At 56.5% G+C, this 23,575-nt stretch carries 23 protein-coding genes; 15 read left to right on the plus strand and 8 right to left on the minus strand.

The window, feature by feature from the left end; all coding sequences use genetic code 11:
* Positions 1-8: 8 nt before the first annotated feature.
* On the minus strand, positions 9-524 hold the full coding sequence (locus Q7U76_05140; protein MDO8355757.1) for a hypothetical protein: 516 nt from the start codon (positions 522-524) through the stop codon (positions 9-11).
* 296 nt (positions 525-820) lie between these two features.
* Positions 821-3,091, minus strand: a complete 2,271-nt coding sequence (locus tag Q7U76_05145; protein ID MDO8355758.1) for a hypothetical protein — start codon at positions 3,089-3,091, stop codon at positions 821-823.
* Positions 3,092-3,157: 66 nt separating this feature from the next.
* On the opposite strand from Q7U76_05145, the gene Q7U76_05150 reads away from it, so the two are divergent.
* The 5 genes from Q7U76_05150 to Q7U76_05170 all read left to right on the plus strand — a co-directional run bounded on the left by Q7U76_05150 (position 3,158) and on the right by Q7U76_05170 (position 10,629).
* Positions 3,158-4,894, plus strand: a complete 1,737-nt coding sequence (locus Q7U76_05150; protein MDO8355759.1) for a hypothetical protein — start codon at positions 3,158-3,160, stop codon at positions 4,892-4,894.
* A gap of 788 nt (positions 4,895-5,682) precedes the next feature.
* Positions 5,683-7,755: an OmpA family protein gene (locus Q7U76_05155; GenBank protein MDO8355760.1), complete on the plus strand. Its 2,073-nt coding sequence runs from the start codon at positions 5,683-5,685 to the stop codon at positions 7,753-7,755.
* A gap of 22 nt (positions 7,756-7,777) precedes the next feature.
* On the plus strand, positions 7,778-9,229 hold the full coding sequence (locus tag Q7U76_05160) for a hypothetical protein (protein MDO8355761.1): 1,452 nt from the start codon (positions 7,778-7,780) through the stop codon (positions 9,227-9,229).
* Positions 9,226-10,101, plus strand: coding sequence for a hypothetical protein (locus Q7U76_05165; GenBank protein MDO8355762.1), 876 nt, complete (start codon positions 9,226-9,228; stop codon positions 10,099-10,101). The genes Q7U76_05160 and Q7U76_05165 overlap by 4 nt, the downstream gene beginning before the upstream one ends.
* A gap of 117 nt (positions 10,102-10,218) precedes the next feature.
* A complete protein-coding gene (locus Q7U76_05170) occupies positions 10,219-10,629 on the plus strand; it encodes a hypothetical protein (GenBank protein MDO8355763.1) in 411 nt (136 codons plus the stop codon).
* 118 nt (positions 10,630-10,747) lie between these two features.
* Here the strand turns inward: Q7U76_05170 and Q7U76_05175 are convergent, their stop codons facing one another.
* The 6 genes from Q7U76_05175 to Q7U76_05200 all read right to left on the minus strand — a co-directional run bounded on the left by Q7U76_05175 (position 10,748) and on the right by Q7U76_05200 (position 15,144).
* On the minus strand, positions 10,748-11,140 hold the full coding sequence (locus Q7U76_05175; protein MDO8355764.1) for a hypothetical protein: 393 nt from the start codon (positions 11,138-11,140) through the stop codon (positions 10,748-10,750).
* Between the two features lie 107 nt (positions 11,141-11,247).
* Complete coding sequence (locus Q7U76_05180) at positions 11,248-11,448, minus strand: hypothetical protein (protein ID MDO8355765.1); 201 nt, start codon at positions 11,446-11,448, stop codon at positions 11,248-11,250.
* A 1-nt stretch (position 11,449) separates the two neighbouring features.
* Positions 11,450-11,755 (minus strand): BrnT family toxin, encoded by a 306-nt coding sequence (locus Q7U76_05185; protein MDO8355766.1) that lies wholly within the window; start codon positions 11,753-11,755, stop codon positions 11,450-11,452.
* Between the two features lie 137 nt (positions 11,756-11,892).
* Positions 11,893-13,530: a chaperonin GroEL gene (gene groL, locus Q7U76_05190; GenBank protein MDO8355767.1), complete on the minus strand. Its 1,638-nt coding sequence runs from the start codon at positions 13,528-13,530 to the stop codon at positions 11,893-11,895.
* A gap of 46 nt (positions 13,531-13,576) precedes the next feature.
* Positions 13,577-13,885 (minus strand): co-chaperone GroES, encoded by a 309-nt coding sequence (locus Q7U76_05195; GenBank protein ID MDO8355768.1) that lies wholly within the window; start codon positions 13,883-13,885, stop codon positions 13,577-13,579.
* Positions 13,886-14,145: 260 nt separating this feature from the next.
* Positions 14,146-15,144, minus strand: coding sequence for an RNA polymerase factor sigma-32 (locus Q7U76_05200; GenBank protein ID MDO8355769.1), 999 nt, complete (start codon positions 15,142-15,144; stop codon positions 14,146-14,148).
* A gap of 222 nt (positions 15,145-15,366) precedes the next feature.
* On the opposite strand from Q7U76_05200, the gene Q7U76_05205 reads away from it, so the two are divergent.
* The 10 genes from Q7U76_05205 to purQ all read left to right on the plus strand — a co-directional run bounded on the left by Q7U76_05205 (position 15,367) and on the right by purQ (position 23,562).
* On the plus strand, positions 15,367-16,593 hold the full coding sequence (locus Q7U76_05205; GenBank protein ID MDO8355770.1) for an MFS transporter: 1,227 nt from the start codon (positions 15,367-15,369) through the stop codon (positions 16,591-16,593).
* A 99-nt stretch (positions 16,594-16,692) separates the two neighbouring features.
* Positions 16,693-17,901 (plus strand): bifunctional 3,4-dihydroxy-2-butanone-4-phosphate synthase/GTP cyclohydrolase II, encoded by a 1,209-nt coding sequence (locus Q7U76_05210; protein ID MDO8355771.1) that lies wholly within the window; start codon positions 16,693-16,695, stop codon positions 17,899-17,901.
* Between the two features lie 151 nt (positions 17,902-18,052).
* Complete coding sequence (gene ribH / locus Q7U76_05215; protein MDO8355772.1) at positions 18,053-18,592, plus strand: 6,7-dimethyl-8-ribityllumazine synthase; 540 nt, start codon at positions 18,053-18,055, stop codon at positions 18,590-18,592.
* A 2-nt stretch (positions 18,593-18,594) separates the two neighbouring features.
* A complete protein-coding gene (gene nusB, locus Q7U76_05220; GenBank protein ID MDO8355773.1) occupies positions 18,595-19,050 on the plus strand; it encodes a transcription antitermination factor NusB in 456 nt (151 codons plus the stop codon).
* An 89-nt stretch (positions 19,051-19,139) separates the two neighbouring features.
* A complete protein-coding gene (gene purB / locus Q7U76_05225) occupies positions 19,140-20,468 on the plus strand; it encodes an adenylosuccinate lyase (protein MDO8355774.1) in 1,329 nt (442 codons plus the stop codon).
* Complete coding sequence (locus Q7U76_05230) at positions 20,465-21,256, plus strand: chlorite dismutase family protein (GenBank protein ID MDO8355775.1); 792 nt, start codon at positions 20,465-20,467, stop codon at positions 21,254-21,256. Before purB ends, Q7U76_05230 begins: the two co-directional genes overlap by 4 nt.
* 31 nt (positions 21,257-21,287) lie before the next feature.
* On the plus strand, positions 21,288-21,992 hold the full coding sequence (locus Q7U76_05235) for a phosphoribosylaminoimidazolesuccinocarboxamide synthase (GenBank protein MDO8355776.1): 705 nt from the start codon (positions 21,288-21,290) through the stop codon (positions 21,990-21,992).
* 155 nt (positions 21,993-22,147) lie between these two features.
* Positions 22,148-22,384: a hypothetical protein gene (locus tag Q7U76_05240; protein ID MDO8355777.1), complete on the plus strand. Its 237-nt coding sequence runs from the start codon at positions 22,148-22,150 to the stop codon at positions 22,382-22,384.
* Between the two features lie 115 nt (positions 22,385-22,499).
* On the plus strand, positions 22,500-22,739 hold the full coding sequence (gene purS / locus Q7U76_05245) for a phosphoribosylformylglycinamidine synthase subunit PurS (protein MDO8355778.1): 240 nt from the start codon (positions 22,500-22,502) through the stop codon (positions 22,737-22,739).
* Positions 22,740-22,839: 100 nt separating this feature from the next.
* On the plus strand, positions 22,840-23,562 hold the full coding sequence (gene purQ / locus Q7U76_05250) for a phosphoribosylformylglycinamidine synthase subunit PurQ (protein MDO8355779.1): 723 nt from the start codon (positions 22,840-22,842) through the stop codon (positions 23,560-23,562).
* The last annotated feature ends 13 nt before the right edge of the window (positions 23,563-23,575 follow it).

Below are 23,575 nucleotides of genomic sequence, written 5' to 3' on the forward strand. Positions count from 1 at the left end.
GTTTTCGCCTAGTCCCACAATCTTTTAGTATCCCTGTATGCAACAAGGACTATGTCTATTGCTTCAAGGGCTGCGGATAGCGCAGCTGTTTTTCCCAGGGTCTTCTCCAAGTGGCTTTCCCAATTTGCAGTAGGAACATCTCGAAGCAAGATTTGTCCGACTAACTGGCTTGCAAACTGATAGTGAGATTCCGAGATTACTGGCCCTAGCTCAATCAAGCCGTTGCTATCCATGTCCATAGTTGTGAGCGCTTCTTGTACAGCTTGAAGCTTTACGTGGCCACTGATTTCGTTTCGAATATCTTTAAGGAGTTCATGTGCAGTCCGTATTTTTTGGACCAGTTCGTTGAATGCTTCTTGGAAATGTCTTGGTTGGGCTAAGAGAGAAGAGCGGAAGCCTTCATCTCCCTGCAAAGCCTCAAGAGCGCTTCGTATTTCGAACAGGGTTCTGACGGAATTCCTCCAGAAGTACATCAGCCTCCAGGGTGGCGAATTCTTGTCGAGAGAAGGAATACTTTCCTCCATAAGTGCCATTGTTTCTAAATATAGGTCCTCTCTTAGAATGCAAAGTCTTGCTACTGAAGCAGCAATTGGATCATCACTTGGGAACCATTTCCAGAAAAAGATGTGCCGAATGTGTCGTCTACTCATTCTGGTTGAGGGGTAAGTAGAAGTGGGAGGGAGTCTGTTCGCACTGCTGTATTCATGCGTTTTCACCGTTTCTCTAGAGGGCGGGCTAGATGGTCTCCCATTGCGCGTGTCCAACGAGGGGATTCTTAGACCGCGCGTTGCACGAGCACAGGAGCCCATCTAGTCTGTCCTCACACCTTTCCAAACGTCCTCTCAAAAAACTCCCTCGTCTTTCCCATATGCTGCTCGATATCCGACTGCAAATGCCTCGCTCCTGCCTGCCAATCATCTGTAGCATAGCCGACACGGCGGGCGAGGAAGATGAACTCCTCTGAGTCGGGCGGAGGGAGTACCAGATCCTTGGCGTTGCCGCGGACCATGCGCAATCCGTCGATCAAGGTTCGGGTGAAGACGTAGGCTTTCCGGAGGCTTTCCCCATCGGCACGTGTGACCAATCCTGCCTCCACCAGGGCTGCGAGGGCCTGCAGGGTATTCGGGGTGCGGAGGCTTGGGCGCCCGTGCCCATGCATCACTTGGAGATACTGCACCGCATATTCGATATCGATGACCCCGCCCTGGCTGTATTTCACGTTGACCTGGCCCGGTTTGACCAGTTGTTGGAGCTGTTGCTTCCGGAGGTCCAGTGCCGTGGGGATGTCCCAGGGGGCTCCGCCATAGACGAACGAATCCCGGTAGGCTTCCAGTCGATGTCCTAATGCAGCATCGCCCGCGATATGCCGTAGCTTGATGAGGGCTTGCCGTTCGTAGGGGGCGGCGAGTCCTGTTGGACTATAGTAGCGGCAGACTTCCTCGAAGGCATTGGCCAATGAGCCCTTGCCTCCATGCGGGCGCAATCGCACGTCGAGATGAAAGATGCCTTCCTGCTTGGCTTCGATCCAACCCAGGAGTTCCTGCGTCAGCCGTTCGAAGAATTCGCTGTTCTCAATTCCATTTTTCCCGCTGGTCTTGCCCGATCCTTCATAGATGAACAGCACTTCGATATCTGAGGCATAGCCGAGCTCCCGCCCTCCTAATTTCCCCAGGCCGAGGACGGCAAAGGGGCAGGGCTTCTTATCGGCGAGTCGCGGCTTTCCATAGGTCTTCTCCAGCTTGGCTCGGCAATCGGTAACGCTCCGTTCCATGATGACCTCGGCCAGTTCCGTAAGCGCGAGCGAAAAGTCGGGGAGATTGCTTGAGGGTTCGACGATATGTTTCATGTCGATCCGGAAGAGTTCGCGATCCTTAAACTGGTTCAGCGCTTCCTTGCGCGCCTCGTCCGTTTTGGTGCGAGCGACTAGCCGGTCGAGTTCCTTCCGGAGGGTGGCTCGCGGCTTGATGAGGGGCGCATCCCGGTATTCCGCGAGCAGGGGCAGGAGGTTGCCATGTTGGCGGCGCAGAAAGTCTTCCCACAAGTAGTCGCTGGCACCGAGGAGCCGTGCGAGGAGGGGAAAGGTTTTCTTGTCGCTGATGACGTCGAGCGCCTGCTGTTTTCCCTTCTTGCCCGTTTCGGCGACGATGAGATCCAGGAATTGGTCGAACGATTCGAGCGCCTTGCCCGGATCGGGAGCCCAGGTCAGGGCATGGGTGAATTGTTTGATGAGCACGGCGGTCAGGCGCAGTTGCTGCTGATCGGCCGGGTCGAGGAGCTTTTGCCCATAACGGTTCCTGACGTGGAAACGGTCGTGGAGTTTGGTCCCGTCGTTTTCGAACTGGGCCTTGGTGATGTAGATGTTGCGCATGGCCAGGGCATTGGCAAAGGCATAGAGGAAGGCCGGGGTGTCATCCGACCGGATGTCCATGATCGTGTCCGTCTGCGACTGACTGTTGTCGAAGGTGATCTGGACGGTGTGGAGGAGCCCCGTGAAGGCGCTCCGCTGTTTTCCCAATCGTTCGACCAGGCGTCGGTTCACTTGTTGGCGGGCCTCTTCGAATTGTCCGGCATCGAGGAGCTGGATCATGTGGGTGAGCGCCTCTGCAAGGGCGGTCCGCTCGGGCGCGGAGAAGCGCTCGCCACTCACCGGATGCACGAGGAAGACATCGACGATCTTCTTGCGGCTCAGGCCCGGGCGGCCTGTGGGACGTTTCGAGGGCCAGGCTGTAGCAGGCCGAGCCGGCGGGGCTGCAACATCGGCAAAGGTATAGATGCGGCCCTCTTCGATATTCAGGCCGAAGGCGGAGAGGAGGCCGCAGATCGTGGCGAACTCGGAGAAGTAGTCGTAGGCGACAAGGCTGATTTCCGATTGCCCTGCTTGCCGGTCGAGCACCGAGAGTTCGCAGGGGTGTTCCGGGGTGAGTCTGTCGGCAAGCTTGATATGGTGGGCGATGGCGTTCGGTTGAAACCGCTCGAAGTACTCGGGGTCCATCCGTGACACGAAGTCCCGCAGCACCTCATCTTCGACATCAGGACAGAGGGGGGCCAAGGTCTTGATCAGGGACTCGCGTGCTCCCGATTCATCCGTCATGGCCACGAGTATAGCCGAAGCTGGCTTCATTGTGTGAGTGGGGGATGGCCGGTATAATGCCCGCCCATGACTGATCGTCGCAAGAAGCCGGTGACGCGCGCTGCGCCAGTTCTTCCGGAACGAGAGCCGGTCGCGCGACCGGATCCCACCCCCATTATTTTAGCGTCAGGGCTGGACCAGGGCCAGGCTGAGGCGATCCTTCGATCCTACGGACTCAACCGGATTCAAGAAGCCGATGCGAATCTGCAGTCGATGGCCGGTGAGCCGCACCAGCGACATCAGTTGGCCGGCATCCTGCCCTTGTTGCTTGAGGCGATTGGCCGGACCGCCGATCCGGATCAGGCCTTGAACCATTGGGAACGGTGGCTCGGCAGCGGGGTCAACCGGTCTGCCATTCTGGAATATCTGCGCAGCTCTCCCCGCATGTTGGACCTGGTCTGTTCGATTTTCGGGAACAGCGACTCGCTGGCCTTCACCCTCGTCCGCGATCCTCTGCTGATCTACTGGCTGGCCGAGCAGAATGTCTTGTCCACGGCTCCGACCAGGGTCGGGATGGAGCGAGCGGTCCGGCAACAGGTCGGGCTGGTGCTGGCGACGGAGCTCAAGTTGGATGCACTCAGACGCTTCCGCCGCCGCGAGATGCTGCGGATCGGCGTGCGGGATCTGCTTCGCCTGGCGGATGTAGTGGAAACGACGGCGTCCCTTTCGGATTTGGCGTCGATCCTGATCGACGAGGCCTATCGCATTGTGGATGCTGATCTACGGGCCCGGTATGGCGTTCCCATGCATAAGAATCGGCAAGGGCGCTGGGTGGAGACCGGCTTCACCGTCATCGGGATGGGGAAGCTGGGTGGGCATGAGCTGAACTACAGTTCCGATGTGGATGTGCTCTATGTCTGCGAATCCCATGAGGGGGAAACCAGGCCGGTTGTATCAGGCCGCACGAAATTGAAAAGCCCAGCGCAGGGCGGGATCTCCAACGAAGAATACTTTGAGCGTCTGGCGCGCGATCTGACGAAGGTCCTGACCGAACAGACCCATGAAGGGTATGTTTATCGGGTGGACCTCCGCTTGCGGGGGGAAGGTTCGGTGGGACAGCTCACTCGCTCGCTGGACGACTATGCCAAGTACTATCGGACCAGAGGGCAGGTCTGGGAGCGGCTGTCCCTGCTGAAGGCCTGGCCGGTAGCCGGGTCCATGACGGTCGGGAAGGCCTTCATCAAGATGGTGCAACCATTTGTGTTAGCGCCTTCATCGAAACGCCTGGACGTCGAGCAGGGGCTCGCGGTGGTGAACGAGGTGCGGTCGGTTAAGGAGAAGATCGATGCGAAGATGGCGGAGCGCGGGCATGAGCAGCGCAATGTGAAGCTCGGCGTCGGCGGCATTCGCGAGATCGAGTTCTTTGTGCAAACGATCCAGGTGCTGGCGGGGAGTCGGGTGCCGGCTCTCCTTGACCGCAGCACGCTCGATGCGCTCAAGCGATTTGTCCGCCTCAAGTTGATTTCCGGCAAGGAGCGGGATGCGCTGGCGGCTGCCTACGTCTTTCTTCGTGACGTGGAGCACAAACTACAGATGGTGCATGATCTGCAGACGCATTCGCTCCCGGATCAAGAAGACGAACTCGAACGTTGTGCAATCCGAATGGGCTATGACGGGACCGATCGACCGGCTGCGCTCACAGAGTTTCAAGCCGACCATGCCGCCCATCGCACTCTCGTGCATGACATTTTCCGTTCGTTCTTCGACAGCCCCAAGACCTCTCCCCACTTCAAGGCGACGTTGCGCGCCGTGAGCGATCGCTAGCAAAACGTTCAGCTGGGAAACGGTACTCGGATTTGGTTACGGTGCAGGTTGCTGCTGCGAGTGAAGTACGCCCTGTATCTCTGGGCTCCGCGCCATGCATCCGCAACATCTGTTCCGGTTGTCCCGGCACCGAACGTTGTTCTTCAAGATCGCCTCACCGTGGGGTCGCGTTGCTTTCGCAGGCACGAGGGTTTGAGTGCGTCTAAAGGCTGGGGTGAGGCTATGGAAGAGGGACCGAGATCAACGATGTATCACCCGAAGTTGTGACTCCTAGCGATGCAACCATTTCAGAGCCGCTTGAGTTCATTAGGTATGGGCTGGACTCAACATAATCCTTTTTCGCCACCGTTGCATGCTGACTCGTCGTCTGATCTAGTCCGGAATCGACTGATTCTGACCCGCTACATTGGCCTATTGTGTGCCATCCGCATGCGTACTCTCCCGATAAAATAAGTTTCCTAGGACCCCCTCTTTAGGTGGGAGCGATGGTTTGTCATTGCCGGATGTGTGCTGCAGCACTAGAATGCCGCTGAGATTCTCGCGAGTGTCATCAAGTGCAGCGGGCCACAGTGCGATCGTCCCACATTCTTCAGGCTATACAATCATTATGGGTTGTCGAAGGCGTTTCAACCGAACGCCTTCGATCGCGTGCTCTCCAGGCAATGGCAGAATGAGCACCGACTGTTTGATGGCAACTAGCGATTGCTTCAGATGCGGACGGCTTGACGTAAAACCTTCCGAGATCTATGATCGCCGCCATTCCAATATCGACAACTGGTGAGGGCCCGATGGACTCGACCCGTTTCCGTCAAAAAGGAGCTTTGTGTGTGGTGGTGGTCTGTATGCTCGGCTTGACCGGGTGTACGGGTCTTTCACAAAACATGAAAGAGTCTTTTGGCAGCGACGACCCCTGCGCCAATACCTCTCGAAATTGGGGTGCGGTCATCGGCACGGTTGCAGGGGCGGCATTGGGTGCTGGGATCGAAAAGGTTGCCACGGGAAGGATCACCGGGAAGGGCTTGGCCCTAGGTGCGGTAGGGGGTGCGCTGGCGGGTGGCATTGTCGGCTATGAGATGGACCGACGGCGATGCGAGCTCTCGAAGATTGCCAAGAAACATGATCTGAAAGTGCAGATGTCTGAGGTGGTGGTTCCCCCGGCAGAGGAGGACCCTGCGCCCAAACCTAGCCAAAATGAATCGATCGTGCAGGTTGCAGAGGTGAAACCCAGTCAAGTCGGACCTTTGCTCCATTTGACAGAGGAAGATAGTCAGTCAAGATCTGGCCAGATCGAACAGGTGCTTCAGTCCGTCGAGTCGAGTGGCCAATCCATACCGGCTCAATCCGATCAGCCAGCGGTCATCGTCGAGCCGCCGGCACCAGCTACTCCAGCCCACTCCGAGCACAGCACGACAGTGTTGGAAGCGTCTTCTCCAGCAAAGCGGAGTCCTGTCGAACCCGTCGCGCAGGCTTCAACGCCGGACTCGTCGGCGAAGTCGAGTGAAACCACTAAAAAAGGAGACAGGGCTGGGTTGTCTGTGTCGCTGCAGGACACGGAGGGTGGTCATTTTTCTCGTGGGTCAGCCGACCTGTTGCCGAAGGCGCAAGTCTATTTCCGCGAAATCGCCGAGTTGTATGTCGTTGAGAAGCAGCTTCCCTTGTCGCCGAATGCCTCGGCCGAACAGAAGAAAGAGGCAGAGGAGTTGAAACAGAGACGGGTGTTGTTGCTCGGTCATACGGACGATACAGGGAGTTCGCAGATCAACGCAGATTTGTCAGAGCGGCGCGCACGCGCGGTCGCGAAAGTGTTTATGGCTGCGAGGGTTCCCAACGGCCAGATTTTTTATCAGGGGGCAGGCGAGACGTTGCCCCTTGCCGACAATCGCACGGAAGAAGGACGAGCCAAGAACCGCAGGGTAGAGATTGTGGATCTTTCCAACGGCGACACGTTTCAACGTTATTTGAATTCGCGAAAACCACGAGTCGACTACTATCGCCCTGTGGCTTCCAAGCCTGAGCCCGCTGCCACAGTTTCTGTCCCTCGGGAGACGAATGCGCAGGAATCAAAAATCCGGGAGAGTAAAGCCTCGGAGAATACGACGCATGAGAAGATAGCTCAGGCGGACAAGCCTCAAGATCGAATAATCCCGGAAACGAAGAAGGCTTCTCCTCCGACAGTTCCTTTGAATCAGCCAACTGTGAAGGCCCCAATACCAGATTCCAGCGCCGTTGCTGCGCGGCCCACGTTGTCGAAGCCGCCTTCGTTAGTCGCGCTAGATTTCGGAGGAAAGTCCGCGCAATCACAGAATACCGTAGTCGCTATAGGGAAGATTGAAGTGCAACGGTCAATCTCAGATGTGATTATTCCCTCTGCCCATGCGGCAGAAGACGATGTCGTCACCACTTGCCGCAACGACCGGCCGCGGGTTTCACATGGGGTCAAGTCGCTCCGTGACGACCGCGAGGTGTCGACCGGGGAGTACATGCCGAATCTCTACAATACTTCCTGGGTTGATACGGTGAACGGCCATCTTGTGGCCTTGACCCATGTCGCCGTGTTGCGCGATGGGGGCGCTCCAGCCAGAAATCCTGAGCTGTTGGTGTACGGCAACTTTGACCCCATGGATGGAAAAGGGAACGCTCAGAGGAAGCCGGATTATCAGGCTCGTCCAGTGGTGAACACCTATCGTGGCGAGAACGCTTTGCTGTACCGCGTATTCACTGATGGACCGATTCGCTGCCTGGATATGGTCATTCCTCACGCCAACCCGCGTGAGGCAAAGGGCTCTTGGCTCTATTACGACCGCACAGGTGGGGCATTCGTAACGGGATTCAACCCACATATCGCGAAAACGGACAGGTAAATTCCCGGAGGAGGTTGCCATTATGTCGTTGCTGAATCAGCTGAATCAGTATCTCACTGCTATCCTGACGATGGTCGTTCTCGCCACCACGATCGTGCTGTATCTGTCGAGCTTCCGTGTGCGCTTTTGGTGGATGAACTTCTTGTACTCCTTGCCGGTTATCGGCAAGCTGGCGCGTTTATCTCAGGACAACACTCGCGCATCGCGTGACCAAAGTTGGACAAACGGGGAACGCGCGCTGTGTCATGACTACAAGCAGTTTCTTCATCTGACCACTGAGTCGGAGTTTCGCAAGAGACTGGTCTATTTATCGAAGGCCCACGACCTAGGTCGGACACCCCTTCCGGGGTGGCTCATCCTTCTCCTGGCGACTCTCGTCATTGCGGAAGGTTTAGGCTTTTCCTATCTGCTTGGTTCCTGGATGGCCATGGAGGGTAGTGAGAACACTCGGCAACTACTGATGGTCGCCATTGTATTTGTGCTGTGCGTGATCCTTCTCTTTATCACCCATAGTGCCGGCCATCAGCTCTATCGAACCGGCCTGATTCGGCGGTGCGAGAAAGAATGGCGAGACGACGGTCAGCCAGGTAGCTTCAAGAGCGGCAATGTGATGCTGAACGATGGCCAATCGAAAGACGATCAGCAACCAGAATACACGCAGTGCGTCAATAGGGTTGGAACGGAGGGGAATTATTTTTGGATCATTAGTGCTGCAATTCTCATTGCACTAATTGCCGTTGGCTCGACATGGATGCGAGTCAAACATTTGGAGGGAGAGCTCACCCAAGCAACCACGCAAACAGTAAATCCCTTTCTTTCGAGTGGAGGAACGGCCTTGCCGGGAGATGTTCTTAAGCCGCAGCAGGAAGCTGAGAATAAGGGTGCCCAGGATGCCGGCAAGGCGACTAGTAGTGAAGGTTTGGCGGCGTTCCTTATGCTGGCCATCATTTTCGTTGCGACTCAGATGGTCGCCATTTCAGCAGGGTACAGATGGGGGTTTGTGGGCAAAGAGAGCCATCAAGCCTACGAGGGGACGCGCGGGTTTGCAACATATGACGACTACCTGAGATATTTTGAGCCGATCGTTCAAATCGCTCGTGCGAAGCTGCAGGCGTTGCAGCAGCGCCTGATGGAGCGGCCAGCCAACAAGAACTTGCGCCTAGAGCACACGTTCGAAGACTACCTTGCCGAAAACCAGCGTCTCACTTCCGGACAGCCTCAGGCCACGCTCAATGCCACGGTGCAAATGCAAGCTACGGCATCAGTGGAGCCTTCCGAGGCGAGTATTGAAGAACTCCTGAGCCAGTACGATGCAATTTCTCCGGGCGATAAGGAACGTCGAATGCAATTCATTAAATCGATTCAACCCGAAACGGTAAAAGAAAGATTCAAGCAGATACTGAGAGATAAGAAAGAGGCTGATTCTAAGCGGAGAGCTGAACGGGAAGATCAAGAATTGGAGGATTTAGTGTGACCATACAGGTGTATAGGGGGACACTATTGCTGCTCAGTTGTATCCTGGGGTTTTATGGGGAGGTGAGTTTTGCTGCGACCTCCCCAAACCAGGTCCCCAGTTGTTACGCGCTTAGCAAGGTGAATGTCGAGCCGCCTGAGATCGAAAGAAGTCTTTTTGTGCTGGTGGATCAGACGACTGTCTTGGATCCAAAGCTCAAGCAAGTGCTTTTTGATTCTGTGCGCGGTGCCCTTCGTCCAGGAACAAGCTTTACGGTCGTAAGCTTTTCAGCATTCTCGCAGGGGCGGTACTTGAGTGTCGTTTCAACGGGTGTGCTGGAGCAACTCATTCCCCATGATGTTCGGGACTCAATTAGCGTGAAGTCTCTGAAACACTTTGATTCATGTCTAAGTGAGCAAACTAACTACGGGGTAAGGTTGGTCCTGTCGTCAATTGAACAGGCAGTTGCCGAGGCCACTACCGATTTAGCGAAGTCCGATGTGTTTACCAGCCTGACCGAGATTTCTCAGATTGTGAAGCAATCGACGGCTCCGCGGCGGATAGTTTTGGTCGTGTCCGATATGCTTGAAAATTCCACCATCTCCAGCTTCTATGCGAACAACCGGGTGCGGAAGATTGATCCTGTAAGAGAGATGAAGGTGGTGGAAGAAAATAACGTGATCGGGGATTTTGGCGGGGCGTCGGTCTATGTGATGGGTGCGGGGCTCATCCCTGACTTATCCAAGGGGAACTCAAAAGACAAATCGAATATTGGCTATCGGGACCCGAAAACCATGGGAGCATTGAAGCAGTTCTGGACGAATTACTTTACGAAATCCAATGCCAAGCTGGAAGAGTTCGGGATGCCGGCGCTGCTCTCTCCGGTGCAGTGACCATGCGTTTGAAGGATGTATTGGTATTTGCTTCAACTCTTCTCCCTGTAGGGAAACTGGTTTTGTCCCCAAACAGATAGAGGTCGAGCCACTTCTCCGACCCCAGCACGAACGGCCATGTTTCGCCGAATCGAACTCATCCACCAGTTGATTCCGAAAGAGTACCGCGCATTTTTGAAGACTTTTTGCCAGTCGGGCAACGATGGTCAACCACTGCCTATTCGGTCTTGGAAATCCGGCCTTATGGGAATCAGCTATGTAGGAGTTGCTGAAGCCTGGGCCGATATTAATGCCCCTAGGCGAGCGCTTTACAAGAACTGCCGGTTCTATTTTACCGAAGAGGGGTGGAAACGCTATGGCCGTCCAACAGTGGCAGCCTGCCAGAAGGCCGAGCAGCAGTACCGGGTCATTCGAATCAAGGAACGTTCTGTTGAAGTGATGTACCGCGACGAATTCCAGGTCGCTGTCAGAGCGAGGAAGAAAGCCGCACGGTCTCGTACTCGGACAGTTCAGCGCCTACTGGACTGATGATTCATTGTGTTCTAGAAACACGCAGGGCTCAACGGCATACCCGCTGAGCCTTGCGTTCTTTGCTCTGTTGCGACTGGCTCTTGAATGTGTCTTTCTTCTATAAGGGCAGCGAACCCTAGCCTGCATAGCGCAGGTCGCGCTCGCTGGAGAGTGACAGATAGGCTTCTCCCCATTGGTGCGGACTGTCGAGGCCCCAGGCTTCATCTGTCGAGATGGGCTTGAACCGCAGGCCATACATCCCTCCGTAGACCAAGTGCGTCAGTCCCGCTCCCGAGTCTTCGACTAACTGGGCATGAGCCTGGCACACAGGCGACGTGGCATCGTCGCTCCAGCCAATGACCCAGTACCATTCCCCGGAGGGGTTCCGGTCGTAGAGCTTTACTTGTACGACCGGTCGAGCCGGGCCGATTTCCTTGAACCGGCCAAAGAAGCCGATCTCGCAATTCTCATTTGATTCGACTTCGATAAACAGGGCAGATCCTCCAGACTCGTTGTCGCCGAGGCTCATTCTAACGCGATACGAGTCATGAAACACGAAGGCCCCAGCGGGATCACCGATGGGGCCTTTGCATTGCTCCGATAGTGATCAGAGCGTATCATTTCTTGGCAGGGTAGTCAGGCCAAACTTTCCAGCAGTTCCACATCTTTCTTGAGCAGTTGATTGACTAGTTCTGCTACTGGTTTTCCTTTTCTCTTGGCGATGCGCTCCAGACGCTTGCGCATTGAACTGTCAACGTAGATTGGCAGATTTAGCTCTGCTCCTTTACGGAAAAACTTTCCTCTAACGGCTTTTGAGAAGTCATATTCGCGCTTCATGTTACACCCTCCGATATTGTTTCGCCTCGGTCCTCGTTGCCTTGCGCGCCGAGATCATGCGAATTTTCGCGCTGGATTCAGAAATCTCCTGATAGGTATGACAGACGACTAAGAGCTTGCCCATACTATCAAGTCCCAGAGTAATCCATCGGTCTTCTTGCTGACTATGAGGCTCGTCAAATTCCGATAGCGCGTCAGAATCGTGAAACACTGTTGCTGCATGGTCAAAGGCAACCCCATGTTTGCGGAGGTTCTGCCTGGCTTTCAAGGGATCCCAAGAGAAATGGTACTGAAACGGTTTGGCCACAGCGGTATTATTTCATAAAGCTTCTGATCCGCCAAGGGCATGTTCAAGAAACACGAAGGCCCCAGCGGGATCACCGCTGAGGCCTTCGCTGCGCACTCCGAGCTATCAGCTATACGCTATTAGCTCTTATTCTTCTCTTAGTACATGCCTTCCATGCCGTGGTTGTGACCACCTGCACCGCCGGCTGCTTCCTTCTTCTCTTCCGGCAACTCGGTGATCATGACCTCGGTCGTGAGCATCAAGCCCGCGACGCTCGCGGCGTTCTGCAACGCACAACGAGACACCTTGGTCGGATCGATGATGCCGGCCTTGATCATATCCACATATTCCTCGGTCGCGGCGTTGTAGCCGACGCTGAGGTTCTTGTCGTTCCGGACCTTCTCAACGATGACGGAGCCTTCCATGCCGGCGTTGAACGCAATCTGGCGGATCGGCTCTTCGAGTGCACGGCGGATGATGTTGACACCCACCTGCTGCTCGGAGTTCAGCTTGAGTGAATCCAAGGACGTGATGCAACGGAGATAGGCCGTTCCGCCGCCCGGGACGATGCCTTCTTCGACTGCTGCCTTGGTGGCGTGCAAGGCGTCTTCGACGCGCGCCTTCTTTTCCTTCATTTCGGTCTCGGTCGCGGCGCCGACGTTGATGACGGCCACACCGCCTACGAGCTTCGCGAGGCGTTCTTGCAGTTTCTCACGATCGTAGTCCGAGGTCGTCTCGTCGATCTGCGCTTTGATCTGCTTCACGCGGCCTTCGATCTTCTTCGGATCGCCAAAGCCTTCCACGATCGTGGTGTTGTCCTTGTCGACCGTGACGCGCTTGGCGCGGCCGAGGTCGGTCAACTTCACGTTCTCCAGCTTGATGCCGATGTCTTCCGAGATCACCTGGCCGCCGGTGAGGATGGCGATGTCTTCCAGCATGGCCTTGCGGCGATCGCCGAAGCCAGGGGCCTTGATGGCGGTCACGTTGAGCGTGCCACGGAGCTTGTTCACCACGAGGGTGGCCAAGGCTTCGCCTTCCACGTCTTCCGCGAGGATGACGAGGGGCTTGCCCATCTTGGCAACCTGCTCGAGAACCGGGAGCAAGTCCTTCATGCTGCTGATCTTCTTTTCAGAGATGAGGATGAGGGGATCTTCCATGACCGCTTCCATCCGCTCGGCGTTGGTCACGAAGTACGGGGAGATGTAGCCACGATCGAACTGCATGCCTTCGACCACGTCCAGCGAGGTGGTCATGGACTTGGCTTCTTCGACGGTGATCACGCCATCCTTGCCGACCTTCTCCATCGCTTCCGCGATGAGGTCGCCGATGGTCTTGTCGTTGTTGGCTGAAATTGTTCCCACCTGGGAGATCTCGGTCTTGTTCTGGCAGGGCTTGCTGAGCTTCTTGAGCTCATTGATGACCACTTCGACAGCCTTGTTGATCCCGCGTTGGATTTCCATCGGGTTCGCGCCGGCGGTGATGTTCTTCACGCCTTCACGATAGATCGCCTGGGCTAACACGGTTGCGGTCGTGGTGCCGTCGCCGGCGGTATCGCTGGTCTTGCTGGCCACTTCGCGCACGAGCTGGGCGCCCATGTTCTCGTAGGGGTTCTTGAGTTCGACTTCCTTCGCGACGGTCACGCCGTCCTTGGTGATCGTCGGGGCGCCGAACTTCTTGTCGAGAATCGCGTTACGGCCCTTGGGTCCGAGTGTTGCCTTGACGGCATCGGCGAGCTGGTTCACCCCTCTGAGGATGGACGCGCGCGCTGCATCACCGTACATAAGTTGCTTTGCCATTAGATATGCCTCCCTTAAAAAGTATCGTCGTAATGTGTCGTGGTGATTAGCTGTTGAAGACGCCGAGGATGTCTTCTTCCTTCAGGATGAGACATTCTTCGTCTTCGATGCGGAGCTTGCTGCCTGAGTACTTGTCGAAGAGGACCTGATCGCCGACTTTGACGCTCTCCACCTTCTTGCCGATGCCCTGGATGATGCCCCGTTGTGGCTTCTCTTTCGCGCTGTCTGGGACGTAGATGCCGCCCGCGGTCCGGTCCAATTCCTCGGTGTAGGTGACGAACACCCGGTCACCCAAAGGCTGGAACCCCTTGGTCAGGTCTTTCTTCTCCGTCTTTTCCTTGGCTGCAGTGCTCATAACGATACCCTCCTCCTAAAGTTAACCCAGTGAAAATAAACGATGTAGAACAGGTGCGAACTCGATGGCGTAATCGTGGTACTCCCGACGAGCAGAAGCCCTGGTCTGCTGAACACGGGAGTAGAGATAGCCTCGGGTTCGTCCAAGTCAAGGGGGAGAAATGGGGAAATTCTTCCACGCCCTCAGAACAGGGACGGAGGCATCATAACCTATTGAGAACGGGGTATTCTAGACATTCTTTCGGTGGGGATTCCCTGTGGTCAGATCCGCAAGCGGTCGAAATCTTTGATGTCTTTCTTAATGTAGTCACGCAGGCGCTTGATGATTCGAGCTTCCAGCTGCCTGGTGCGCTCTTTTGTAATGGAGTATTTGCCGCCGAGGTCTTCGAGGGTGAGAGGGGTTTCTGAGAGAATCCGGTTTCGCAAGATGTCTTCGTCCCGTTCGTCGAGCGTCTTAATGAATTCGGCGAGCTTGGTGCGGAAGAGTGTCTGTAGCTGGGTCTGTGCCAGTTGCTCATCGGCTGGTACCTGTTGCGAGGGCAGCACATCCAGCAGGCTGCCTTCCTGGTCTTCGCCCAGCGGTTGGTCCAGCGATAGTTCCCAGTTGCCCAGCCGCTGACCCATTTCGATGACGTCTCGCTCCCGTACATTCAAACGGTCTGCGAGGAGCTTCGTGTCCGGGGCAAAGCCTTCGCGCTCAAGCTTCGCTTTTTCTTTTTTCAGATTATAGAACAGCTTGCGTTGATCTTGGGTCGTCCCGATCTTGACCAGCCGGTAGGTATTCAACAAATACCTCAGGATATAGGCTCGCGACCACCAGGCGGCATAAGCGTAAAAACGCACGTTCTTCGACGGGTCGAATTTCTTGATGGCATGCATAAGCCCGACGTTGCCCTCTTGAATGAGGTCCATGTGGTCGGCGCCGGTGTGGAGATATTCAGCGGCAATGGAGAGCGAGACCCGCAGGTTGGCCATGATGAGCTTCACGGCGGCTTCGCGGTCCCCGTTGTTCCGGTATTCATGGAACAGGCGCAGTTCTTCTTCTTTGGTGAGGTAGGGATAGCGCCGGACTTCGGCCAGGTATTGCTGGAGTGCGGTAACCGGCGCCACGGCCGTGATATCGGAGGCCTGCGCGCCGTCAGGGGTTGCACCGTGAGAGGCTTCGGGAGGCGGGCTGATCTCGGCGATCTCCTCCTCGGACGGGTCCAGGACCTCGGGTTCGAGCGGTTCTTCGTCTAGATCTTTGTCGCGCGGACTCATAACGGGCGAGATTATCATAAAGAACCGTCAGCGGAGTGCTGAAAAAGTCCGCCACCGGGGGAACGCTGAACGGTGAGCGATGAGTGATGAAAAAGGGGGGCGTCGCTTCTCAGTTCCGCAATCGTCGGTCGGGTTATCGTCCACGGTGGTCGTTCGCTTGCGCGAATGAAAGGTGGTCCCATATAGTAGACGGCTCTGTAGATTGGGAGAAAGTCGATTGCGATGACGGACATGTTTCTCGCCCTCACTCGTGGCCATTGGCCCACATTGATTGGATCGTGGCTGCATCTCGCGGTCAGTTTCATGGTGTGGCTGCTGCTTGGCGCCCTGAGCATTGTGCTCGCGGACAGTCTGCAATTGACCGGTACGCAGACGGCAGTGATCGTCGCGCTCCCGATGTTGGGCGGTGCGTTGCTCCGGGTGCTGGCCGGTTGGAGCAGCGATTGGTACGGGGCGAAGCCGACGGGAATATTCATTCTGGTGGGCGAGTTGGCAGTCGTCGTCTGGGGGTGGTTGGGCGTTCATAGTTATGTTGAGCTGCTCGCGGTCGCATTTTTGCTCGGTATCGCGGGGGCGAGCTTTGCGGTGACCTTGCCGTTGGCGGGCCGGACCTATCCGCCCGCCCATCAAGGGTTGGTGCTGGGCATCGTGGCGTCGGGGAATGTCGGCACCGTGTTGATTCTCTTTTGTGCGCCACGGATTGCGGCGATGAGCGGATGGCATGCCGTATTTGGATGGATGGTGCTGCCGATTCTTCTCAGCCTGGCCGTATTCGTGTTTTTCGTGCGTGACGATCGGCAGAGCCGGCGGGCCGAACGCGATACCCATTGGTGGCACAATGTGGCCCTGATGGTCCGGCACCCGAAAGCCTATTGGCTCTGCGGGCTCTATGCCGTGACGTTCGGCGGGTTTGTCGGGTTCTGCAGCATGCTGCCGCTCTTCTTCCACGAGCAGTACCACGTGGATGGCATTGCCGCCGGCTCGATTGCTGCTTTGTGTGGATTGGTGGGCAGTCTCATCCGTCCGCTTGGCGGTCATGCCGCTGACCGGATCGGGGGGTTGCGAACACTCTTATTGGCCTTACCCTTCGTCGCAGGCTTGGTCGCGGTGCTGGGCCATGTCACGGATGTCACGGTCGCCGTCGGGTTGATCGTCGCAGCCGTGGGCGCCATGGGGGTCGGCAACGGAGTGATTCTCCAGCTGGCCTCGGAATGGTTTCCCAAACAGATTGGTCTTGCCTCTGGGATCGTAGGGGCGGCGGGCGGGGTTGGAGGGTTTCTCTTGCCTCTTTGGTTGGGAACGCTGAAAGAGGTTACTGGCTCCTATCGAGTCGGCTTGTGGCTCTTTGCCGCCGCCGCGGCTTGCGCCTGGGGTACCGTGCTGTTGGCAGAACGACGGGCACAGCGCTTGACTCAGCCTATGGATGCACAGGGCCGTTTTTCCCGTTGACGGTGAGGGGCCAAAAAAACCATGTCAAATGTGCAATGTGAAATGATAAATTGATCCTCCCGTACAACGTGCCCCATTAGAATAGCGACCAGCAAAATTATGGCTACTCCATTTCACAGTATCGAAGACGCGATTAGAGACATTAAGAAGGGGAAGTTCATCATCCTCGTCGATGACGAAGATCGAGAGAACGAAGGCGATCTCGTGATTGCCGCCGAGCATGTCACGCCCCAAGCCGTCAATTTCATGGCCAAACATGCCCGTGGGTTGATCTGCCTCGCGCTGACTCCCCAGCGGGTCGAAGAACTGCAGTTACCGCAGCAGGCGGCCGAGAATACCGCCACGTTCGGGACGGCGTTTACCGTGTCCATCGATGCGCGAAAAGACATTACGACGGGGATTTCTGCGGCAGATCGGGCGACGACGATTCATGTCGCCATCGACCCGAAGGCGAAGCCGAGCGATCTGGCGCGGCCCGGTCATATTTTCCCGTTGAAAGCGCAGCAAGGCGGCGTGCTGAGGCGCGCGGGGCAGACGGAGGGTTCTGTCGATCTGGCGCGGTTGGCCGGGCTGAGTCCTGCCGGTGTGATCTGCGAAATTATGAACGAGGACGGCACCATGGCGCGGGTGCCGGAGCTGACGAAGTTTGCTAAGGCGCACAAGCTGAAGATGGTCACGATCAAGGCGCTCATTGAATACCGCATGCAGCGCGAGACCTTTGTGCGGCGGATGGCCAGTGCGCGGCTGCCGACGACGTTCGGCGATTTCGAGGCGGTGGCCTTCGAAAACGAAGTGGACGGCATTACCCATATTGCGCTGGTCAAAGGGCGAGTCGATAGCGGGGAGCCGACGTTGGTCCGGGTACATTCCGGTTGTTTAACGGCTGATGCGTTGGGCTCCATCCGTTGCGACTGCCGAGACCAGCTCCATAAGGCGATGGAAGTGATCCAAAAAGAAGGGCGCGGGGTCCTGCTCTATCTCAATCAAGAGGGTCGTGGTATCGGTCTGCTGAACAAGATCAGAGCCTACGGATTGCAGGATCAGGGGTGCGATACCGTCGAGGCGAATCTCCAGTTGGGGTTTAAGGCTGACCTGCGCGATTACGGTGTGGGGGCGCAGATCCTCGTGAATCTCGGGCTGCACCAGATCCGGCTCATCACGAACAATCCTCGCAAGATCGTCGGCATCGAGGGGTATGGATTGAAAGTGGTTGAGCGTGTGTCGATCGAGATTCAGCCTGGTGCGGCGAATGTGAAGTATCTGCGGACGAAAAAAAATAAGATGGGGCACATTTTAAAAAAGGTATAACGGCTGCTGAAAATGGCCCCCAGCTTCGTTCTCGGCTCAAAACGATCCTCAACGTACCCCTGAGGGTACGCCTCCGGTCGTTTCTCCCTGCGGCCTCGCTGGATGACCATTTTGAGCAGCCTATCATTGTCATTGAGTAAGGAATTGGTACATGAAGCTGCGTAAAGGTTCACAGGATGCGACGGGGTTGCGGTTTGGGATTGTCGTCGCGAAGTTCAATAAGTTCGTCACGAGTAAGTTGCTGAGTTCCTGCGTCGAGGGGCTGACCTCGCATGGGGTCAAGGCCGACGACATTGAGGTGGTGCGAGTGCCGGGGGCCTTCGAGATTCCCTTGGTGGCGAGGGCCATGGCGCGGACGAAGCAGTTCAATGCGGTGATTTGTCTCGGGGCGGTCATTCGCGGCGACACGCCGCATTTCGACTACATCAGTGCGGAGGCGAGCCGCGGGATCGGGCAGGCGGCGCTGGATGCCGACGTGCCGATGATCTTCGGCGTCCTGACGACGCATACGATTGCGCAGGCGATTGAGCGGGCTGAGCCGACGAAGTTTAACCGTGGGGGCGAAGCGGCCAAGTCTGCGATTGAGATGGCGACGGTGATGCGTCTGTTACGGGTGGACGAGGAGACTCCGGTGAGCGTGAAGCGTACAACGTCAGCCAAGAAGCGGGCACCGCGGAAGCCCAAGGCCTAGCCATGGGAACACGCCATCAAGCGAGGGAGCGCGCGCTCCAGATTTTGTTTCAATACGATATTCACGGCAAGTCGGGTCTGTGGCTGGATGTATTTTGGAAGGAGAACGAGGCCTCCGGAGAGGCGAGGGCCTTTGCTGAACGGCTTGTGGCCGGGGTTTTGGAGCAGAAGCTTGAGCTGGACGCCCTCATCACGAAATACGCCACCAATTGGAAGATCAGTCGCATGCCGATCGTGGATCGCAATATTCTGCGTGCCGGCGTCTATGAACTCATGTGGATGGATGATGTGCCGGCCAGGGTGACGATGAATGAAGCTGTCGAGTTGGCGAAAAGCTTCGGCGATGACGAAGCGTCGAAGTTCGTGAACGGCGTGCTCGACCAGGTGTTGAACAAAGAATTGATGCTGGCCACGAAACGGGCCGAAGCGGCTGGCGAGAGTCACGGGGCAAGAGGCTAGAGGGGGAACTTCATGCGGTTTTTTCTGTTCGATTCATCAGTGCCTCTTGCCGATAGCCCCTTGCCGCGAGCCTGCACCGTGAGGTGGAGATGATCGATAGATATACCCGTCCCAAGATGAAAGCCATCTGGGAGTTGAAGCGGAAGTACGAGATTTGGCTCGAAGTCGAGCTGGCTGCCTGTGCGGCGTTCGAGCGGGCTGGACAGGTTCCGCGTGGCACGTCGGCGCGTATTGCGAAGAAAGCCACGATCGATGTGAAGCGGATCGAGCGAATCGAGAAGGTGACGAAACACGATGTGATCGCCTTCCTCGAATCGCTTGTGGATTCGGTCGGTCCCGAACATCGGTTCCTCCATATGGGGCTGACCTCCTCGGATATCGTGGACACCTCCTTGGCCGTGCAGATGACCGAGGCGCTGGATCTCATTCTTGAGGATCTTGACGAGTTGATCGCGGTGCTGAAGAAGCAGGCGCTGAAGTACAAGAATACGGTCATGGTCGGCCGTTCGCACGGTATCCATGGCGAACCGATCTCGTTCGGCTTCAAGCTGGCTATTTGGTACGAAGAGGCCCGCCGGCATCGGGAGCGGTTGACGCATGTGAGGCAGGAAATCGCCGTGGGCAAGCTCTCCGGTGCGATGGGCACCTTTGCGCATCAAGGGCCCGAAGTCGAAGAGTATGTCTGCGCCAAGCTGGGGCTCACGCCGGACCCCGTCTCCAATCAAATTGTGCAGCGCGATCGCCATGCGGCCTATGCCTCGGCCCTGGCCCTGTTGGCGGCCAGCATCGAAAAGTTTGCAACGGAGATTCGCCATCTGCAACGGACCGAGGTGCTCGAGGCGGAGGAGTATTTTTCTGCAGGGCAGAAGGGGTCCTCGGCCATGCCGCATAAGCGGAACCCGATTGCCTCGGAGAATCTCTGTGGCTTGGCGCGCGTCGTGCGGGGCAATAGTCTCGCGGCGATGGAGAACGTCGCCCTTTGGCATGAGCGCGATATCAGCCATTCGTCTGTCGAGCGCGTGATTATGCCGGACAGCACGATTCTGATCGATTATATGTTGGGGCGGATCACCGACGTGATCAAGAATCTGGTGGTCTATCCAGAGAACATGCAACGCAACCTCGATCTCACCGGGGGGCTGGTCTATTCGCAACGGTTGCTGTTGTTGCTGATCGACAAGGGCGCGCAGCGGAAGGAATCGTATGAAGCGGTTCAGCGCAATGCCATGGCCTCCTGGAAAGGGGCCGGGGGATTACAAGGGTTAGTCGGCAAGGACCCCTTCGTCTCGAAACATCTCACGGCAAAAGAGATCCAATCCTGTTTTGATCCGAAGTACTATCTGCGCCATCTCGACCAGATTTTCCGGCGGGTGTTCGGCCCGGTCCCGCGTACACAAGTGAAGAGGGGGAAGCGATGAGGCCTTCTAGAATCGTGCGGTTTGCTTTGCTGGTATTGGTCGGGCTCATGATGGTGTCGACCTCTCAGGCCGCCGATCGCGACAAACTTCTGAACGAGCCCGGAGTTTACGGGACCATTGCCGCCTTTACGTTGGATGAGGACTGGGCCAAAGAAGACCAAGCGACGCGCATCGCGCATTTGACGGTCTTGCGGGGTGTGGTCGAACAGCATCGCGAGAAGATTGCGATCGATCTCTATCTGACGCGCGGCCTGTCTGATCACGCTGACATCATGTTTCGCATGCATGCTGTTGAGCTGCGCGAGACGCAAAAGTTTCTGCTCGACCTTCAGAGCAGCCTCTTCGGTAAGCATCTGAAGACGGCCGGCATCATGCACGGACTGACCAAGAAGGCGAATTATGTGCCGGGGTTTCCGGAGCAATTAAAGGCCGACCTCAAGGCCGCCAGCGAGTCAGGCCCCAAGCCCTATGCGATCGTCATCCCGATCAGGAAGAGCGCCGACTGGTGGGCCCTCGATCAGGAGAAGCGGGCGGCGATGATGAAGGAACATACGGAAGCCACGTTGCCCTACCTCAAGACAGTCAAACGGAAGCTCTATCACTCCAGCGGACTCGATGACCTGGACTTCATCACGTATTTTGAAACTTCCAAACTGGAGGATTTTCACAGCCTGATTCTCTCGCTGGAGAAGGTGAAAGAGTTTCAGTACACCAGACGGTTCGGGCATCCGACGTTAATCGGGACGGCGATGTCCTTGCCGGAAATCATGGAAGCATTGGCACAGTAGTTTGCGTGACCGCGGAGATGAAGGGCAGATCATGACCATAGGCAGCATGCTCTACGAAGGCAAGGCGAAGAAGGTGTTCGCCACGGACAAGCCGGATCAGGTCGTTCAGTACTTCAAAGACGATGCGACGGCGTTCAATGCACAGAAGCGCGGGACCATCGTCGAGAAAGGCGTCGTCAACAACAAGATATCCGAGCGGCTCTTCCGGTTGCTGGAGCAGGCCGGTGTGCCGACGCATTTTATCGAGAGACTGAGCGACCGGGAGTTACTCACGAAGAAGGTGACCATCGTGCCGGTCGAAGTGGTAGTCCGTAACGTCGTGGCCGGCAGTTTGGCGAAGCGGCTGGGGTTGAAAGAAGGCGATCCCATCGAGCCGGCCATCGTGGAGTGGTATTACAAGAACGATGCGCTGGGTGATCCCCTTATTGCCGATGAACATATCCGATTGATGAAGCTGGCGACACCGGAGCAGATGACGGAGATCAAGCGGCTCGCGTTGAAGGTGAATAGTGTGTTGCAGCCGTTCTTCCGTGAGCGCCAGATGATCCTCGTCGATTTTAAATTAGAGTTCGGGCTGCACAACGGTCAGATGATCCTGGCCGATGAGATTTCTCCGGACACCTGCCGATTTTGGGACCAGACGACGAAGGAGTCGATGGACAAGGATCGGTTTCGGAAGGATTTGGGGAAGATTGAAGAGGCGTATCAAGAAGTGTTGAAGAGAGTCTGTGGGTGAGGGGGCGTAGGGGACGGTGAGGCCGTCCTCTTTGCTCGCGCAACGCGCGGCCTCAGAAGGCCCTCGTTGGACGCGCGCAGTCGAGGGCAACCTCACCATCCCCTTGCAAGTTTCCCAATCCTTCCTTTAGAGGAAGGGAAGAAGGAAGAAAAAGAGTGAAGGGTTTTCTTCGGTTGTTCATGAATTACGGGTTGGTGGCGTCCATTGTGGTGTGGGCGGCGGTGGTGGGCATGATGGCCTATCGCTTGAACGAGTCACCCTGGCGCTGGGCGTTTGTGGCGCTTGTATTCGGTGGGTTCGGGACGATCGCAGGAATTTTCTGGATCAGGAGATACGTGGACAGACAGACCAAAGCATCTGAGCAGGAGAGTGGGGAGGGAAGGGCGACATGAACGCTCTCTGTGCTCGCGGAACGCGCACGATGAGAATGTGCTCGTTCGACGCGCGCACCTGAGAGCATCCATGCCGCCCTTCGTTGAGGGGTGCAGGAAGAGTTAAGGGGGAATCGTGAAAGCCAAAATTCATGTGACGCTGAAACAGGGAATCTTGGATCCGCAGGGGAAGGCGATCGAGCATGCGCTTGGCTCGCTGGGGTTCAAGAATGCGGGTAATGTGCGAGTTGGGAAATATATGGAAGTGGATGTGAATGAGACGGATCTGGCGAAGGCCGATGCTGCCGTGAAATCCATGTGCGAAAAGTTGTTGGCCAACACGATTGTAGAAGAATATCGGTACGAACTCGGATAGGAGCAGCTGGCTTATAGCCTATAGCTTATGGCAGAAGCCCAGACCTCTTTCCGGTCTCGTGCTATACGCCATTTGCCATACGCCATAAGCTCTGTGAATTATGAAAATAGGCGTGGTGGTTTTTCCAGGCAGTAATTGCGATCACGACTGTGAGCATATCTTTAAGGATGTGCTGGGGCAGTCTGTGGAGATGATCTGGCACAAGGAGACCTCGCTGGCGGGGTTGGATGCGATTGTCCTGCCGGGCGGGTTTTCCTACGGTGACTATTTGCGGACCGGCGCCATTGCACGGTTTTCGCCGGTGATGGGCTTGGTAAAGGAGTTCGCGAAGGGCGGCGGGATGGTGCTCGGCATCTGTAACGGGTTCCAGATTCTGCTCGAAGCCGGGTTGCTGCCAGGGGCCATGCTCCGCAACAAGTCGCTGCATTTCATCTGCAAGGATGTGTCGGTGAAGGTTGAGAATGCGGCGACGGCGTTCACCGGCGCCTGCCAGCCAGGCCAGGTGCTCAAGATTCCGATCGCGCATGCGGATGGAAATTACTACACCGATCCGGTCACGCTCGCGGCTATGCAAGCGAACGCGCAGATCGTGCTTCGTTATTGCACTCCCGAGGGCAAGTCGACGCCGGACGCGAATCCGAACGGGTCGCTGGATAATATTGCCGGAATCGTCAATGCCGCGGGGAATGTGTTGGGCATGATGCCGCATCCGGAGCGTTGCGCGGAAGCGGTCTTGGGCAACGACGACGGGAAGCTGATCTTCCTCTCGATGCTGGAGTCGCTGAAGAAAGACAAGAAGCCATTGAAGATGGTGGCTGGCTAAGCTCTGCTCTGTC

This window comes from Nitrospirota bacterium (assembly GCA_030645475.1).
GTDB lineage: Bacteria > Nitrospirota > Nitrospiria > Nitrospirales > Nitrospiraceae > Palsa-1315.